Source organism: Streptococcus massiliensis DSM 18628 (assembly GCF_000380065.1).
Lineage (GTDB): Bacteria > Bacillota > Bacilli > Lactobacillales > Streptococcaceae > Streptococcus > Streptococcus massiliensis.
In genome coordinates this window covers 45,146-62,371 of sequence record NZ_KB904364.1, presented here as the reverse complement: position 1 = coordinate 62,371, position 17,226 = coordinate 45,146, and the positions used below count along the sequence as shown (strand labels likewise).

General features: G+C 41.1%; 18 protein-coding genes. 16 read left to right on the top strand and 2 right to left on the bottom strand.

The window, feature by feature from the left end:
* Positions 1-151: 151 nt before the first annotated feature.
* The 13 genes from nrdR (at position 152) to greA (ending at position 13,729) form a co-directional block, all read left to right on the top strand.
* On the top strand, positions 152-622 hold the full coding sequence (gene nrdR, locus A3I3_RS0100365) for a transcriptional regulator NrdR (RefSeq protein WP_018370757.1): 471 nt from the start codon (positions 152-154) through the stop codon (positions 620-622).
* A gap of 2 nt (positions 623-624) precedes the next feature.
* A complete protein-coding gene (locus A3I3_RS0100360) occupies positions 625-1,797 on the top strand; it encodes a hypothetical protein (protein ID WP_018370756.1) in 1,173 nt (390 codons plus the stop codon).
* Positions 1,798-2,697, top strand: a complete 900-nt coding sequence (dnaI, locus tag A3I3_RS0100355; protein WP_018370755.1) for a primosomal protein DnaI — start codon at positions 1,798-1,800, stop codon at positions 2,695-2,697.
* Positions 2,694-3,407 (top strand): nitroreductase family protein, encoded by a 714-nt coding sequence (locus A3I3_RS0100350; RefSeq protein ID WP_018370754.1) that lies wholly within the window; start codon positions 2,694-2,696, stop codon positions 3,405-3,407. The genes dnaI and A3I3_RS0100350 overlap by 4 nt, the downstream gene beginning before the upstream one ends.
* An 18-nt stretch (positions 3,408-3,425) precedes the next feature.
* Positions 3,426-4,736, top strand: coding sequence for a ribosome biogenesis GTPase Der (der, locus tag A3I3_RS0100345; RefSeq protein WP_018370753.1), 1,311 nt, complete (start codon positions 3,426-3,428; stop codon positions 4,734-4,736).
* Between the two features lie 42 nt (positions 4,737-4,778).
* On the top strand, positions 4,779-5,039 hold the full coding sequence (locus tag A3I3_RS0100340) for a SemiSWEET family transporter (RefSeq protein ID WP_018370752.1): 261 nt from the start codon (positions 4,779-4,781) through the stop codon (positions 5,037-5,039).
* Between the two features lie 88 nt (positions 5,040-5,127).
* Positions 5,128-8,223 (top strand): pilus expression-regulating Snf2 family helicase, encoded by a 3,096-nt coding sequence (locus tag A3I3_RS0100335; protein WP_018370751.1) that lies wholly within the window; start codon positions 5,128-5,130, stop codon positions 8,221-8,223.
* 127 nt (positions 8,224-8,350) lie between these two features.
* Positions 8,351-8,947: a divisome accessory protein ZapJ gene (gene zapJ, locus A3I3_RS0100330; RefSeq protein WP_018370750.1), complete on the top strand. Its 597-nt coding sequence runs from the start codon at positions 8,351-8,353 to the stop codon at positions 8,945-8,947.
* Between the two features lie 22 nt (positions 8,948-8,969).
* On the top strand, positions 8,970-10,301 hold the full coding sequence (murC, locus tag A3I3_RS0100325) for a UDP-N-acetylmuramate--L-alanine ligase (RefSeq protein ID WP_018370749.1): 1,332 nt from the start codon (positions 8,970-8,972) through the stop codon (positions 10,299-10,301).
* Between the two features lies 1 nt (position 10,302).
* Entirely contained in the window at positions 10,303-10,839 is a 537-nt protein-coding gene (locus tag A3I3_RS0100320; protein WP_174222130.1) for a GNAT family N-acetyltransferase, read from the top strand.
* On the top strand, positions 10,829-11,320 hold the full coding sequence (locus A3I3_RS0100315; RefSeq protein WP_018370747.1) for a GNAT family N-acetyltransferase: 492 nt from the start codon (positions 10,829-10,831) through the stop codon (positions 11,318-11,320). Before A3I3_RS0100320 ends, A3I3_RS0100315 begins: the two co-directional genes overlap by 11 nt.
* Before the next feature lie 169 nt (positions 11,321-11,489).
* Positions 11,490-13,181 (top strand): endolytic transglycosylase MltG, encoded by a 1,692-nt coding sequence (gene mltG, locus A3I3_RS0100310; RefSeq protein ID WP_018370746.1) that lies wholly within the window; start codon positions 11,490-11,492, stop codon positions 13,179-13,181.
* A gap of 65 nt (positions 13,182-13,246) precedes the next feature.
* Positions 13,247-13,729, top strand: coding sequence for a transcription elongation factor GreA (gene greA, locus A3I3_RS0100305; protein ID WP_018370745.1), 483 nt, complete (start codon positions 13,247-13,249; stop codon positions 13,727-13,729).
* Between the two features lie 87 nt (positions 13,730-13,816).
* Here greA and yidC read toward each other — a convergent pair whose 3' ends face one another.
* On the bottom strand, positions 13,817-14,707 hold the full coding sequence (gene yidC, locus A3I3_RS0100300; protein WP_051073097.1) for a membrane protein insertase YidC: 891 nt from the start codon (positions 14,705-14,707) through the stop codon (positions 13,817-13,819).
* 140 nt (positions 14,708-14,847) lie between these two features.
* Positions 14,848-15,126: an acylphosphatase gene (locus tag A3I3_RS0100295; protein WP_018370743.1), complete on the bottom strand. Its 279-nt coding sequence runs from the start codon at positions 15,124-15,126 to the stop codon at positions 14,848-14,850.
* A 30-nt stretch (positions 15,127-15,156) separates the two neighbouring features.
* Between A3I3_RS0100295 and A3I3_RS0100290 the strand changes: the two genes are divergently transcribed.
* The 3 genes from A3I3_RS0100290 to A3I3_RS0100280 are packed head-to-tail and all read left to right on the top strand — an operon-like array spanning position 15,157 to position 17,146.
* The gene (locus tag A3I3_RS0100290; protein ID WP_018370742.1) at positions 15,157-15,897 is read left to right on the top strand and encodes a TrmH family RNA methyltransferase; all 741 of its coding nucleotides are present in this window, start codon (positions 15,157-15,159) and stop codon (positions 15,895-15,897) included.
* A gap of 45 nt (positions 15,898-15,942) precedes the next feature.
* Positions 15,943-16,434, top strand: coding sequence for an HD domain-containing protein (locus A3I3_RS0100285; RefSeq protein ID WP_018370741.1), 492 nt, complete (start codon positions 15,943-15,945; stop codon positions 16,432-16,434).
* A gap of 22 nt (positions 16,435-16,456) precedes the next feature.
* Entirely contained in the window at positions 16,457-17,146 is a 690-nt protein-coding gene (locus tag A3I3_RS0100280; RefSeq protein ID WP_018370740.1) for a Bax inhibitor-1/YccA family protein, read from the top strand.
* The last annotated feature ends 80 nt before the right edge of the window (positions 17,147-17,226 follow it).

The window sequence follows — 17,226 nt, the reverse complement described above, 5'->3', positions numbered from 1 at the left end:
TTCTCGTTTTTTGATTGTCATCTTTTCGGAGTGAATGTTTTCTAAATAGATAGCTGAAATTTCACTATACTATGGGAATACCAATTTACTAGCTTTTGTTATTTCTTAAAACATGGTATAATGAAGCATTAAGAATTCAGGAGGGAAGCAGATGCGTTGTCCAAAGTGTGGTGCAAATAAATCTAGTGTTATTGATAGTCGACAGGCCGAAGAGGGAACAACGATTCGTCGTCGCAGGGTTTGTGAAGAATGTCAACATCGTTTTACAACATATGAGCGTGTGGAAGAAAGAACAATCGTCGTTGTAAAAAAAGATGGAACAAGAGAACAATTTTCGCGTGATAAAATTTTTAATGGAATTATCCGTTCAGCTCAGAAGCGCCCCGTATCAAGCGATGAGATCGAAGGTGTTGTCCGTCGGGTCGAGCAAAAACTCATTGGTAGCAATGATAATGAAATTAGCAGTGACTACATCGGTAGTCTTGTTATGGACGAGTTGGCTGAACTAGATGAGATTACCTATGTGCGTTTTGCCAGTGTTTATCGGAGTTTCAAGGATGTGGCTGAGTTAGAAAGCCTGCTTCAGCAGATTACTCAAGGTAGCCGTAAGAAGAAGGACTAATTATGAGACCAAACGAGCTCTTTACTTATGTAAAAAATAATCGCATTTATCCAGATGAATGGAGTTTGATGGCTTGCTATCGTCCACTTTTGGGTCAGATGTCAACCGATGTTTACCATTATCTGCTGATTTTTGGGGATAATGGACAGGTAACTCACGGTTTTCATGAAGTGCTCAATCATCTGAATATATCTATGCCACAACTTGAGCAGGCTTTAAAAAATTTAATTGCTTTAGGGCTGATGGAGCTATATCAAGGCGAAAAAGCCTATGCTCTCAAATTTCTGCCTCTGCTATCATCAGAAGAATTCTTGGCTAATAGCATTTATGTTAAGCTTTTGGAAAATAAAATTGGAGAAGCTGCGGTTAATAAATTACGTTTGACACAGCCAAGTGGGCGGATTGTTGAGAGCAGTTTTTCAGAGATTTTCAGCTTAAATGATGTTCAAAAAACAGTATCTTCAATGGATTCATCTAAAAAAAAGGCACCTAGCTTTGATTTGGAAGCTTTTAAGCAGCTTATGGCGCGTGAACAGTTACGCTTTGAAAATGAACAAGAAGCTGTATTGCAACTTTTTGCTATAGCAGAGGAGCAAAATTGGACTTGGTATGAAACCTTTATTTTGGCTAAAGAAACGGCTCACAATCAGGTGATTTCAGTCAAACGGATGCAGCAAAAATTAGCTCAGACAAAAGTGACCGAGAACTTCACCCAGCAAGAACGAACGATCATTGCAGAAGCGAAAAGGCAAAAGCCACTTCAATTTTTAGCAGAACTTAAACAAGCCCGTAAAGGTATGATTTTACAAAGTGAGCGTCAAGTTTTACACAGCATGGGGCTACTAGGACTTTTGGACGAAGTAATCAATATCATTTTGCTATTTAGTTTTAGTAAATCAATTTCTGCAAATTTAAATGAGAAATATAGTCTAAAACTTGCTAATGATTTTTCTAGTCAAGATATTAAAAGTGCAGAAGAAGCCGTTTTGAAGATCAGAGAGATTCGCTCAGCCAAGCAAGATCGAAATAGACAAGTAAATCAGAAGAAACCAGCTAGCAATGTACCTGACTGGAGCAATCCTGATTACAAGAATGAAACGAGCACGGAGCAGCAGGCGAAGTTAGAGGAGCAAAAACGGCGTCTCTTAGCCAAACTAGACGGAGGAGGTGACTAAATGGAGAAAATCGGACAAACCTTGTCACATAAGAACAATCCGCATCAGTTCAAGTATGATGAACTGGTTGCACAAATCGTTAGCGACCCAGATGTGGCGGCTTTTATTGAGCAAGAAAAGTTGATCCCAGAAGAAATTTCGCGAAGCATTTCCAAGTTTAACCAGTATATTAGCGAGCGTAATCGCTTTTTGCTGGGTGACCAAGACTATATTGCCAAGGGCTACAAGCCTATTTTGATCAAAAATGAAGGCTATGCAGATGTTTCTTATGAGGAGACACCTGAGCTGATTGAGCAGCAAAAGCAGGAAGCGATAAAAAATCGCCTCAACTTGATTAGTCTGCCAGCCAGTCTCAAGGAAGCGAGTCTGGCGCAGGTTGACCTGGATGACGTAGGGCGCTACAAGGCTTTTGAGCTTTTGACCAACTTTGTCGCTGATTATCCTGACTACCAAAAAGCCCTCTATCTTTACGGAGACTTTGGGGTGGGCAAGAGCTACATGTTGGCCGCTTTAGCGCATGATTTGTCAGAAAAGCGCGGCGTGTCAACGACCTTGCTGCATTATCCTAGCTTTGTCTTGGATGTCAAGAATGCTATTAGCTCAGGCCTCGTCAAGGAAAAGATTGATGCGGTCAAGGTCGCGCAAGTTTTGATTTTGGATGATATTGGTGCCGAGCAATCCAGTCCTTGGATGCGCGATGAGATTTTGCAGGTCATTTTGCAGCATCGCATGCAGGAAAATCTTCCGACTTTCTTTACTTCCAATTTTAATTTCCAAGAGCTGGAGCGTCATTTTGCAACGGCGAAAAATGGGGATGAAACTTGGCAAGCCAAGCGGGTCATGGAACGAATTAAATACTTGGCGCAGGAAGTTCGCTTGGAAGGAGTAAATCGCAGATGACAGAAACCATTGATTTGATGAGGCAGCACAGGTCTATTCGGCGTTTTACTGACAAAGAAATTTCTGAAGAAGACTTGAAAAATATGATCAATGCGGGGCGCGCGGCGTCAAGCTGGAAAAATTTTCAGTCTTACTCCATTATTGTGGTGCGTAGCAATGAGAAAAAAGCAGCACTTTTTGACTTGGTGCCGCAGGAAGCTATTCGTCAATCTTCTGTTTTTTTGCTCTTTGTCGGTGACCTCAATCGCGCGCAAAAGGGCGTGGCGCTTCACACGGACGAGTTTTACCCTGAAGGGACGGAAAATCTTCTCATTAGCTCGGTTGATGCGGCGCTAGCTGCGCAAAACACCTTGCTGGCTGCTGAAAGTCTGGGTTATGCTGGTGTGATTATTGGCTTGGTGCGTTATGCTTCCAAGGGAATCGGTCAGCTTTTCGACTTGCCAGCTTACACCTATCCGATTTTTGGTATGGCTCTGGGTCAAGCGGCAGAAGAGCACGCTGTCAAACCGCGACTGCCTTATGAAGCGGTGGTTTTTGACGAAATGTATCAAGAGCAGGACGAGACCGTTATCAAGGCTTATGACCAGGTGCAGGCGGATTATGCAGGAGACCGTGCCCTAGCGACTTGGAGCGAGCGTTTAGCGCAGCAATTTGGCGCGCCAGCAAATCCAGCCAGCTCCGACTATTTACAAGAGAAGAAATTATTATAATTAGAAAAGAGAACAATCATGGCTTTACCAACTATAGCTATCGTGGGGCGGCCCAATGTCGGCAAATCAACGCTTTTCAATCGGATTGCAGGCGAGCGGATTTCAATCGTCGAAGACGTCGAAGGCGTTACCCGCGACCGCATTTATGCCACGGCAGACTGGCTCAATCGTAAATTTAGTATTATTGACACGGGAGGAATTGATGATGTCGATGCTCCTTTCATGGAACAAATCAAGCACCAAGCTGAGATTGCCATGAATGAAGCCGATGTCATCGTTTTTGTGGTGTCAGGAAAAGAGGGCATTACCGATGCTGACGAATACGTGGCGCGCATGCTTTACAAGACCCACAAACCTGTTATCCTCGCAGTCAACAAGGTCGATAATCCGGAAATGCGTGCCGATATTTATGATTTTTATGCGCTGGGCTTGGGCGAGCCCTATCCAGTTTCTTCTGTCCATGGGATTGGGACGGGCGATGTGCTGGACGCTATCGTGGACAATCTGCCAACGGAGCACGTGGAAGAAAATCCCAATCTGATCAAGTTCAGCCTGATTGGTCGTCCCAATGTCGGTAAATCCAGCCTCATCAATGCTATTCTGGGTGAGGAGCGAGTTATTGCCAGTCCAGTGGCTGGAACGACGCGCGATGCGATTGATACGCATTTTGTTGACAGCGAGGGGCAAGAATTTACCATGATTGATACGGCTGGCATGCGCAAGTCGGGCAAGGTTTATGAAAACACCGAGAAATACTCAGTCATGCGGGCTATGCGGGCGATTGACCGCTCGGATGTGGTGCTTATGGTGCTTAATGCCGAAGAAGGCATTCGTGAGTATGACAAGCGGATTGCGGGCTTCGCCCACGAGGCAGGAAAAGGCATCATTATCGTGGTCAACAAGTGGGACACGCTGGAAAAGGACAACAAAACCATGCAAAATTGGGAGGCGGACATTCGCGACCAATTCCAGTACCTCGCTTATGCGCCGATTGTCTACGTATCTGCCCTGACCAAGCAGCGCTTAAACAAATTGCCAGCTCTCATCAAGCATATCAGCGAGAGCCAAAATACGCGCATTCCGTCTTCTGTCTTGAACGATGTGATTATGGACGCGGTGGCAATCAATCCCACACCGACCGACAAGGGCAAGCGCCTCAAGATTTTCTACGCGACGCAAGTGGCGGTCAAACCGCCAACCTTCGTTATCTTTGTCAACGAAGAAGAACTCATGCACTTTTCTTACCTGCGTTTCTTGGAAAATCAAATCCGCAAAGCCTTTGTTTTTGAAGGTACGCCCATCCATTTGATTGCAAGAAAACGGAAGTAAGTTGTTAATGCGATAATATTTAAGTAAAAGAAAGGTTTTAAAATGAAAGAAAAACATATGATTATTTTGGGTTGGGTGGCGACTTTTATGTCGGTCATGATGTATGTGTCCTATATTCCGCAGATTATGGATAACCTTTCTGGCAGTAAGGGGAATTTTGTTCAGCCTTTAGTAGCAGCAATCAACTGTAGTCTTTGGGTTTACTATGGACTCTTTAAAAAAGAACGAGATATTCCATTAGCCGCAGCTAATATGCCTGGGATTGTGTTTGGCTTGATTACAGCGATTACCGCCTTGATGTAAAAAAGAAAAAGAGACGAGTTTTGGCTTGCTCTCTTTTTCTTTAGACGGAAATTATGTTATAATAAAGGGATAATATAAAGGTGGTTTTATGGCAAAATTAATCCCAGGGAAAATCCGAACTGAAGGAATGGCGCTTTACCAACAGGGGAAAGTGGTCATCATGGATCGCAAGGAGGACTTACTTTTTGCGCGTGTCGGAAACGAAAATCTTCGCTATAGTTTGGAAGATGAGGTTGTTTTTTGTGCTTGTGATTTTTTCCAGAAGAAAAAATATTGTGTCCATTTAGCAGCGCTGGAATATTACCTGAAAAATGATGATAATGGCAAACTAATTTTGACAAAAATGGAAAATCATGAATCAGACAGTCAGGAAGTCCAGACGCGCGTGTCTTTTGGTAGTCTTTTTTTAGATGCTATTTTACCGAAAAAAGTGAAAAGTCCTCGTTTTCAACTTTCTGCTTTGGGACAGGAAGATGACCTGACAGGTCAGTTCATTTGGACCTTACGAATTAGTCGCTTGCCCGATGAGCGCTCTTATGTGGTGCGTGATATTCGAGCTTTCTTAGACGCCGTGCGTAAGGAACAGCATTATCAAATTGGTAAAAGTTATTATGAGCCTTTGACTTTCTCAGCTTTTGATGAGCCTAGTCAGGAGCTTTTGGTCTACCTTTGGGGACTAACAAGAGACAATGATCGCTCTGAGTTTGTTTTTATCAATCAAGGACGACATTTGGCTTTTCCTGCTAGTCTATTTGAAGAAGGAGTCACTCGCCTAGCAAACTTATCTGATTTTTGTCTAGAGCATAGCATGTATGATTATCCAGAAGTCTTTTTTCAAGATTTACATGAGGAAGCTGGTCTTTTTCGTTTTGAGGTGACAGAGCAAGAACCCTTTTTTGAATTGACAATTATTGAAAGTATTTATAAGGTTCTCTACGGTGGGGAATTCCTCTTTTACAACGGGACTTTCTACCAACTCAGTCAAGAGCAGCAGCAGATTTTACACGCGATTTTAGAGCTCCCGATTGATAGCAATCGAGTTAAAGTTCTTCAATTTGACCGACTGGAACAAGCCAAGTTGGCATCTGGCATTTTAGAATTTCGTAAAATGGGGCAAGTTGTCGCGCCTGATAATTTGAGAATCCATGATTTTAAAGCTTATTTTAATTTAGATTTAGCAGAGACAGGAGAGGTTCTTCTTACAATCAGTTTTGATTATGGACAACAGCAAGTCAATAACTTTGATGATTTGGCAAAACTCCCTTTTGCTAGCCATTATGAGCATCAGGAAGCATTATTTAGAATGATTCAAGAGGCGGGTTTTACACCTGACTTTGAAACAAGTCGCCCTCCTTTAAAAACAAATGATATTTATCCTTTTTTTCAGCAAACTTTGACCAATTTTGCACAGTTAGCGGAAGTCCATGTCTCAGATCGCTTGCAGGAACTTTATCATGTAGAACAGCCAACTGTAGCACTACATTCAGATAGTGGGCTTCTTTCTATCGGTTTTGAATTTGCTAGTGTTGAACAGTCAGAAATTGATGAGGCTTTAGCGGCTCTCTTCAATGCACAGGATTACTATATCAGCAAATCTGGCAACATTTTAATTTTTGATGAAGAAACAAAAAAGGTTTCTGAGACTCTTAAAAAATTACGGGTGCGACCAAGCAAAAATGGACAATTTAAGACAAATAAGTTAGCAGCTTATCAATTATCTGAGATATTTGCAGGTAAAGAGCAGGTTCATTTTTCAGAAGAATTCCGGCACTTGGCATATGATCTGACCCACCCAGAGGATTTCATCTTGCCAAAAATTCAAGTCAAAGCCAAACTACGTGATTACCAAGAAATAGGTGTTAAGTGGTTATCCATGCTCAATCATTATGGCTTTGGCGGGATTTTAGCTGATGATATGGGGTTGGGAAAGACGCTACAAACCATAGCCTTTCTTTCCAGCCAGTTGACTGAAAAGAAACGAGCCTTAATTCTTGCACCATCTAGCCTCGTTTATAATTGGGCTAGTGAGTGTGCTAAGTTTGCTCCTCAACTTGATGTGACCGTCGTTTATGGCACAAAGGATTTGCGCGATAAATTGATTACTGAAAATCACCAAGTTTTGATTACTAGTTATGCTTCTTTTCGTCAAGATGTGGAAGAATATCGTGAAAGGAGTTTTGATTTTCTTTTCTTGGATGAAGCTCAGGTCATGAAAAATGCTCAAACAAAAATTGCACAATATTTACGCAATTTTGATGTTAAACATACTTTTGCCTTATCAGGAACGCCGATAGAAAATCATTTAGGTGAAATCTGGTCTATTTTTCAAATCGTTTTACCGGGGCTCTTACCAAGTAAAAAGGACTTTTTAAAAATGCCAGCTGAGACGGTCGCTCGTTTCGTCAAACCATTTATCATGCGACGTAGAAAAGAAGATGTGCTTCAAGAATTGCCAGATTTAACTGAAATTGTCTACCATAATGAGCTAGTTGATAGCCAAAAAGCTATCTATCTAGCACAATTAGGTCAAATGCAGGAGCGAGTATTGACATCATCTGATGAGGAACTTAATCGCAGCAAGGTAGAGATTCTCTCTGGATTGATGCGCCTGCGGCAGATTTGTGATACACCAGCTCTCTTTATAGAAGACTATAATGATGAAAGCGGCAAGTTAGAAAGTCTACGGCAGTTGCTTGAACAAGTCAAAGATAGTGAGCATCGTGTACTTATTTTCTCACAATTTCGGGGAATGTTAGACCTTGTTGAACAAACACTTGCCAACCTTGAAATGAAGTCTTTTAAGATTACTGGGTCAACTCCAGCCCGTGAGCGTCAGGATATGACGACTGCATTTAATAACGGTGAGGGAGACGCTTTTCTGATTTCACTTAAAGCAGGTGGCGTTGGGCTCAATTTAACAGGTGCAGATACAGTAATTCTCGTTGACCTTTGGTGGAATCCTGCTGTTGAAGCTCAGGCTATTGGACGCGCCCATCGTATGGGTCAAGAACGCAATGTTAAGGTTTACCGCCTGATTACGCGTGGTACCATTGAAGAAAAAATACAAGAGCTCCAAGAAAGCAAACGTAACCTAGTTTCTACAGTTCTTGATGGGAAAGAGTCACGGGCTAGCCTCACTATTGAGGACATTCGTGAAATTTTGGGAATTGGTCTTGAAAGCTAATCTTTTGCCTTTTTTAGCTCCCAAGTTAAGAAAATTAATGCTAGGTCTTGAAAATTCAGCTAAATAGGTTATAATGAAGTGTTGAAATAAGATTTGCCCTCATGAGTAAAAAGAAGAGGAAAGAAGAATGACAGAAAAATTATTTCCCCTTGTGGCAGACGGTGAGCCTATGCTTACGCCAATGCCGCAGATGAATCTCTATGATGATAGTGACTTGATTAGTAATATTTTAGGTGACTATGTTGAGAAAAATTATTTGGATTGGCAGCCTATCGCAGGTAGCACTCAGGCGCCACATCCAACCAATCTAAGAGAAGAGTTGAAACCTACTAAGACCTATGCAGAATTAGCGCGTGAGGAAGCGCGAGCAGATTTGAAAAAGAAGCGTTCAGCGGCCTATTTGCGCTCTGATGCTCCTGCTAAAACGCATAATTTCAGTAAAAAACAGAAAGTAACTAGCAAGCCAACTGCTCTGTTGGTAAAGGAAGAGGCAGGGAAGTTCACTCGATTAGGTCAAAATTTACACCAAGATAACTATATTTTGGCTGATATTGCTCCAACCTATAATCGTGAGCAGCAAATTCAACCGACTGAAAAACCTAAGAAAAATAATTACGACTTCCTGAAGAAAAGTCAGATTTATAATCAAAAAGAACAACCTAGCCAACGTGAACGCAAAATTGCTCAGGAACTAAACCTGACTCAGTTAGATGATCAGAATTAAAAGAAAAGAGATAGCAAATATTATGACAAAAACCTACCATTTTATCGGAATTAAAGGATCAGGCATGAGTGCTCTTGCCCTTATGCTTCATCAAATGGGCTATAAGGTTCAGGGAAGCGATGTGGAAAAATATTATTTTACCCAACGTGGACTAGAGCAGGCAGGAATTGCTATTTTTCCTTTTGATGAGAAAAATCTTACAGGCGATATTGAGATTATAGCTGGGAATGCTTTTCGTCCAGATAACAATGTGGAAATTGCCTATGCGGATAAAAATGGCTTGATCTATAAGCGTTATCACGAATTTTTAGGAGAGTTCATGCGCCAGTTCACTAGCTTTGGTGTAGCTGGAGCTCATGGAAAGACTTCAACGACAGGGATTTTGTCGCATGTCCTCTCAAATATCACAGATACCTCTTATCTGATTGGAGATGGAACTGGGCGTGGTTCTGTGGGGACTGAGTACTTTGTCTTTGAATCAGATGAATACGAGCGCCACTTTATGCCTTATCACCCAGAATATTCAATCATCACCAATATTGACTTCGATCATCCAGATTATTTTACAAGTCTTGAAGACGTCTTTAATGCCTTTAATGATTACGCTAAGCAGATTACCAAAGGACTTTTTGTCTATGGCGAAGATGAAAATCTCCGTCGCATTAAGTCAGATGCGCCGATTTATTACTATGGTTTTAATGAAGGTGATGATTTTGTTGCCCATGACCTGCTGCGCTCAACGACAGGTTCTAGCTTTAAGGTTTCCTTCCGTGGAAAAGAACTGGGTGAGTTTAAGATTCCAACCTTTGGTCGTCACAATATTATGAATGCAACAGCTGTGATTGGTTTGCTTTACACAGCGGGCTTTGATTTAAATCTGGTAAGAAAGCATTTAGTGACTTTTTCTGGTGTCAAACGTCGCTTCACTGAGAAAATCGTTAATGGTACGACGATTATTGATGATTTTGCCCATCACCCAACAGAAATCATAGCTACCTTAGATGCGGCTCGCCAAAAATATCCAAGCAAGGAAATCGTAGCAATTTTCCAACCGCATACCTTTACGCGAACCATTGCCCTTTTAGACGAATTTGCAGAAGCACTCAACCAAGCAGACGCGGTTTATTTGGCGCAAATCTACGGGTCTGCGCGTGAGGTTGACCACGGTGATGTCAAGGTCGAAGACTTGGCGGCTAAGATTGTCAAGAAAGCGCAAGTCATCACTGTGGACAATGTGTCCCCGCTGCTGGATCATGACAATGCAGTCTATGTCTTTATGGGGGCAGGCGACATTCAAACTTATGAATACTCTTTTGAGCACCTCTTGTCAAACCTAAGCAGTAATGTACAATAGCATGAAAATAGAAGTTAATGAAAATACCTTCATTCGTAATGTCCTGCCAAGTGATTGGGAGGACATCGTGCGTATTGAAGAAGAAAATTTTAGCCCAGAAGAAGCAGCTAGTCCAGCAGCTTTGCGTCAGCGGCTTTCTCTTATAGCAGATACTTTTTTAGTCGTTGAAGTAGAAAACCAGTTGGCCGGCTATGTGGTTGGACCAGCCGTTGCTAACCGTCACCTAACAGATGATCTTTTTGAACAGGTTGTCAGAAATCCACCGACAGGTGGCTATATTGCAATTCAAAGTTTATCCATTTCTCCTGCTTACAAAGGACAAGGACTAGGAACCTTGCTTCTGGCGGCTTTAAAAGAGATTGCTAAGGAGCAAAACCGTGCAGGGGTCAGCTTAACCTGTCATGATTATCTTATTTCTTACTATGAGATGAATGGTTTTAATGATGAGGGAGAGTCCGATTCAAGCCACGGCGGTGCGACTTGGTACGACATGGTCTGGGAAAACTCTGATTATAAAGGAGCAGATGATGCAGATTAGGCGGGCACAACTTAGGGATTTAGACGAGATCGTAGCGATTGAATGGGCAAATTTTAGTTCCGAAGAAGCGATTAGTCGTGAAGCTTTGGCGGATCACATTAAAAAGATTCAAACTAGTTTTTTAGTAGCAGAAGTTGATGGAAAAATTCAAGGCTACTTAGAAGGACCTGTTCGCCCAGAGCGCTATTTGATAGATTCCTCTTTTGAGAAAGTTGAAGATCTTAGTCATCTACCAAATGGTTATATTTCAATCACTAGCCTTTCCATTGCGCCAGAAGCACAGAGTCTGGGTCTCGGACGGAAACTCATTGAAGCAATGAAGAAAATAGCGGTTCAAGATGGACGATTAGGGATTAACCTAACCTGTCACGATTATCTGATTCACTACTATGAAAAACATGGTTTTGTCAATGAAGGTTTATCTGCATCGACTTATGCTGGTGAGATCTGGTATGATATGGTTTGGGAAGCTCCAGTTTAACCAAAGAAAGTCGTTGCATTTATAGGCTGTTTAAGATATAATATTAGAGATTATGGATAGGGGCACTTTTGTTGCTACAATCCTAATAGCGCGTTTAGCTATAAATGGAAATCAGGTTCACCCTTTTTTCTGGCTGAACGAGCTCAACTCTTAAAAGGAGGTCAGGTATTTGACTGATCATAATAAAGAAAATGAGGAAAAACTGAGTTTTAAGGATCAGATTTTAAGGGACTTAAAACGGACTGATCTTTCTAAAAATCAGCAGTTAGACTCAGATGAAATGCTTCATGAACTTGGCACTCGTGATGAGTTAGAGGAACAACCTCTTTCTGTGAATAATGCTAGTCAGTTGACTGATTCTAGCTTGGATCAGTTGTTTACTAAAGAGAGAAACCAAGTTGAATCACAGGAACCAGAACAAGAAGAAGCATATACGCGTAAGTTGTCTGTTTCCTATCGGACAGATAGCCAGCCAGTAACGGAGAATATTCCTCAAGAAGACTTGCAGACGCCTTCACAAGAAGATTTAGCGTCTGAACAAACAGAACAGCCCTCTCAGCCTGATGATGTGAAGACTAACCTTTCGGCACAATCTTTGGAGAAAAAGCGGGATGTTCAGCCTAGTGTATTTGTCGCACCACATGAGGAAGCAAAAGACGAGCCTGTAACACGATCTCGTGCTAAGCATGCCGCTAGCAAGTACCATAAGGCTAAGAAGAAAAATAAGATTGTTAGTCGGATCATTTGGAGCGTGACTGCTCTTGTCTTGTTAGGTCTTGCTGTAACTGGTTTTATGGCCTATCGTTTTGTTTCATCTGGTCTAGAACCGGTAAATACTAAGGATACTAAGTATGTCACTGTAGAAATTCCGAAAGGCTCTGGTAATAAGCAGGTCGGAACAGTTCTTGAAAAGGCTGGTTTGATTAAAAGTGCGCAGATTTTTAATTTCTATACAAAATTTAAAAATTATGGGAATTTCCAATCAGGCTACTACAATCTACAAAAGAGTATGGATCTAGACACAATTGCCAAGAAATTAGAGGAAGGTGGAACAGATACACCACAACCTCCGGTAATTGGTAGAGTAACAATTCCAGAAGGTTATACGATTGACCAGATTGCCCAAACTGTAACAGTTAATGCTGCTTCAAAAAAGAAGGAAAAAACTCCATTTAAAGCGGCTGATTTTCTGAAGGCGATACAAGACGATGCTTTTATCAATCGTGAAATTGCTAAATATCCACAGCTTTTAGGAAGTCTTCCAGCTAAGGATACAGGTGTTAAATATCGCTTAGAAGGCTATCTTTTCCCAGCGACCTATAACTATGGTCAGGAAACGACTGTGGAAGATCTGATTGATCAAATGCTTGCAACGATGAACCAAACCATGACAAACTATTATGGCGTTCTGACTAGCAAAAACCTGACCGTCAACGAGGCTTTAACAATTGCTTCATTGGTTGAGAAAGAGGGAGCTACTGATACAGATCGTAAGAATATTGCCAGTGTCTTCTACAATCGTCTCAATCAAGGCATGCCATTGCAAAGCAATATTGCTATCCTTTATGCACAAGGCAAACTTGGTCAAAAGACAAGTCTAGCCGAGGATGCAGCAATTAACACAGAGATTGATTCTCCTTACAATGTTTATAAAAACGCAGGACTAATGCCAGGGGCAGTAGATAATCCCGGTAAATCCGCTATTGAAGCAGCAATCAATCCAAATAAGACAGATTATCTTTACTTTGTGGCAAATGTTGAGACAGGAAATGTCTATTTTGCTCAAACATTTGAAGAGCATAGTAAAAACGTTGAAGAACATGTAAACAGTAAATTAACCAAAAATAGTTCATCCAATTAACATTATGCAGGGCAACCTGCATAATGTTATTGATTTTAATAAATATAGAAAAGAGAATAAAAATTATGGCAGAAAAAACATACCCAATGACCTTGGCAGAAAAAGAAAAATTGGAGCAAGAATTAGAAGAATTAAAACTAGTTCGTCGTCCAGAAGTAGTAGAACGAATTAAGGTTGCTCGTTCTTATGGTGACTTGTCAGAAAATAGTGAATATGAAGCAGCTAAGGACGAACAAGCTTTTGTTGAAGGACAAATTTCAAGTCTTGAGACGAAAATTCGCTATGCAGAGATTGTGGATAGTGATGCTGTTGCAAAAGATGAAGTGGCGATTGGAAAGACTGTAACCATTCAGGAAGTCGGTGAAAGTGAAGAAGAGACCTATATGATCGTTGGTTCAGCTGGAGCTGATGCTTTTGCAGGTAAGGTTTCAAATGAAAGTCCAATCGGTCAGGCCCTGATTGGTAAGAAAACAGGGGATACGGCAACCGTTGAGACACCTGTTGGCAGCTACGACGTGAAAATTCTTAAAGTCGAAAAAACAGCCTAATAAACTAAAATAAATACGCTAAACTCAGCGTTTTTATTTTATGTAAAAAAGGAAAAGACAAGATTCATTGAACCTTGTCCTTTTTTCTTATCTAGAACGCTGTTTTCCAGCATTGCGATTAGATTTTTTCTTTTTGTGCTGATTTGTACTGATAGCGCCAGTCGCTTTTGGAGTAACGTCTTTAGTGCGAGTGTTCTTGTATTTATCCCATTTGGGTGGATTGGCTTCAAATTCAGCAGCTACTTTTTTCTTCATGCTTGGACGAACCCAGTAGTTGATGACGAGTTGTTGCAAGATTTGGAAAAGACCACCGACAACCCAATAGAGAGTAACCCCAGCTTGGGCACCAATAGAGAACATAATCATCATGATTGGTGACATGTACATCATATTTTTCATCTGATCGCGCTGTTCTTGGTCAAGTCCATACATAGACATTCGACTTTGCAAATAATAAAGAATCGCTACAATAGCAGTGAGGAGGATACTTGGCTTACCAAGGTTAATTCCTAAAAAGACGCTTTCTTTAATACCGGGTGTGTTAGCTGCGGCAAAGTAGATAGCAGAAAAGAAAGGAAGTTGAATGAGGATTGGAAGACAGCCTATTCCTCCCATAATGCTGACACCGTGCTCTTTTTGAGCAGCCATCAGTTCTTGTTGCGCTGCCAGTTTTTCTTCCTGCGTTTCAGCATTTTTCATACGCTCATTGATCGGCGTGAAAATTGGACTGAGGTAGTTACGCTTTTCAGAGTGGTAAGTTGCATTTTTTGATTGGTAAATCCCTAATGGGAAAATGATTAATCGAGCAAGAATAACGACGATAATCAGCCCAATACCATAGCCTAAGCCTTGATTATTAGCAAAATATTCAATGGCAAGTGACATTGGTTTGCCTAGGTAGTCCCAAATCAGTCCGTAGGGCTTGCCATTTTTGACTTGGACACAGCCAGATAGAAAAATCAAAGCACTTAGGATCATGCTTGACCCAAGAATTCGTTTTAAATATTTATTCACTTTATTTTTTCCTTTTTCTAAGAATAGTAAAATTTTTAATTCATTAAAAAATATACCTTTCTATTCTACTGTTTTTTTGTAAAATAAACAATAGTTCTTGCGACCTAATTTGAAATTTTAAAGTCAGAATAGCTTTCAAAGTTGCTCATGGTAACGTCTAGATAGGTCACTTTTGAAAATGGAGTAGGACCTTTTCTGATTTCTTGGATAAATTTTGCCATGAGACTAGGGTCTTCGCTTTGAGCGAGGATTTCTACAGTGCCGTCATCTCGGTTCCAGACTCGTCCAGTGATGCCACCGATTTCCTGAGCCAGGCTAAAAACACCCCAGCGAAAACCGACTCCTTGGACGCGACCTTGGGCAATCATGCGTACTTTTTTCATCTTATGACCTCCGTGTGGTATAATGGTTCTATGACTATTATAACCTCTAAAGCCAATCCTTTGGTAAAAAAAGCTAAAAAATTACAAGAAAAAAAACACCGAAAAGCTTCCTACTTGATTGAAGGCTGGCATCTTTTTGAGGAAGCGCTGGCAAATGGTGCAGAAATCTTATCCATATTTGCTCTGGTGGACTACGAAGAACGTTTGGCTAATTTTTCTCGAGTTCATTGGGTAGCAGAAAATGTTCTTGCGGATCTAGCGGACTCAAAAACACCTCAGGGGATTGTCGCAGAGATTGCTTTTGGTGAGCAAAAAGTTCCCGAGGCCTTATCTGGCAAGTGGTTGATGCTTGAAGATGTGCAGGATCCGGGAAATGTTGGGACCATGATTCGTACAGCTGATGCAGCGGGATTTGACGGAGTTATTATTTCTAACCGTACGGCTGACATCTATAATATGAAAACCCTACGTTCCATGCAGGGCAGTCATTTTCATTTACCTATTTATCGGATGCAGTTGCCGAACTTTTTAACATGCGCAAAGTCTAGCCATCTTCCTATACTTGCAACAACTTTATCCAAGCAATCTATTGATTATCAAGAAGTGGATAAAATGACTGATTTTGTCCTAGTTATGGGAAATGAAGGGCAAGGAATTAGCCAACAGATGGCTGAAAATGCGGATCAGCTCCTGCATATTTCTATGAAAGGACAAGCCGAAAGTCTGAATGTAGCAGTTGCAGCAGGAATTTTAATGTTTGCTTTAAGCTAAAATTTAGAATTTGCGGTATAATAAAGTGATATAGGAGGTGAGGATATGACCTACCACCAAGATAAAGAATATATGGCTCATGTGGGACAGCTGATTGCCAATCCTAAAGTGCAAAAGTTAGAGGATATTCCTCAACATATGCACTCTAATCGCTTAGAGCATTCGATCAATGTTAGCTACACCAGCTTTAAAATTGCAAAAAAATTAGGTTGGGATGCGCGTAGTACGGCTCGTGGTGGACTGTTACATGATTTCTTTTTCTACGATTGGCGCGTGACTAAGTTTAATAAAAGTCATGCTTGGGTGCATCCGCGCCTAGCTGTTCGTAATGCTAGAAAAATAACGAATCTCAATAAAAAAGAAGAAGACATTATTGTCAAGCATATGTGGGGGGCGACATTAGCTCCACCGCGTTATAAAGAGGCTTATATCGTAACCATGGTAGACAAATATTGGGCGATCAAGGAAGCACTGACGCCTATGAGAATGGCTATCAAAAATCGCAAACATTTCCATCGCAAGGAATTAAAACATTAATTATTGGAAAAGAGGAGAATTTATGAACAACAATAACACAATCATTCAAGAGACTAGTGGTCTCAACGCTTTTTACTCACGTGTTTATGCTTTTGTTGGATTGGGGATTGGAGTTTCAGCCCTAGTTGCAGGTCTCATGTTAACTGTTTTGCAGAATACCTTATTTACGATTGCAACAACAAGTAGCTGGTTAGTTTACGGATCTATCATTGCAGAGCTTATCCTAGTTTTCTGGGCTTCTGGCTTGGCTATGAAAAACAGCCCATCAGCCTTACCAGTTTTTCTGGGCTACTCGGCTCTTAACGGTTTCACTATCAGTTTCATCGTAGCGCGTTATACGCAAGGAACAGTGCTTTCAGCTTTTATCTCTAGTTCGGTTCTCTTTTTTGTCATGGCTGCTATGGGGCGCGTGGTTAAAAAAGATCTGTCAGGTATGGGACGAGCATTGATTGCAGCACTTTGGGGAATTATCATTGCTAGTATTGTAAATTTCTTTATGGCAAGTTCAGCTTTTGACTTTATGCTTAGCATTGTAACTGTTCTTGTCTTTGCAGGTTTAACTGCTTGGGATAATCAAAAGATTCGTTATGTTTATGAGCAAGCAGGGGGTAATGTTAGCAATGGTTGGGCTGTATCTTTAGCACTCAGTCTTTATCTTGACTTTATCAACCTCTTCTTGAGCCTCTTACGTATTTTTGGACGGAATGACTAAATGATAAACATCTAATTTTGAAACTTCGTCAGTTGACGGAGTTTTTTCTTGTCTAAAGTTATGTTATAATAGTTCAACAA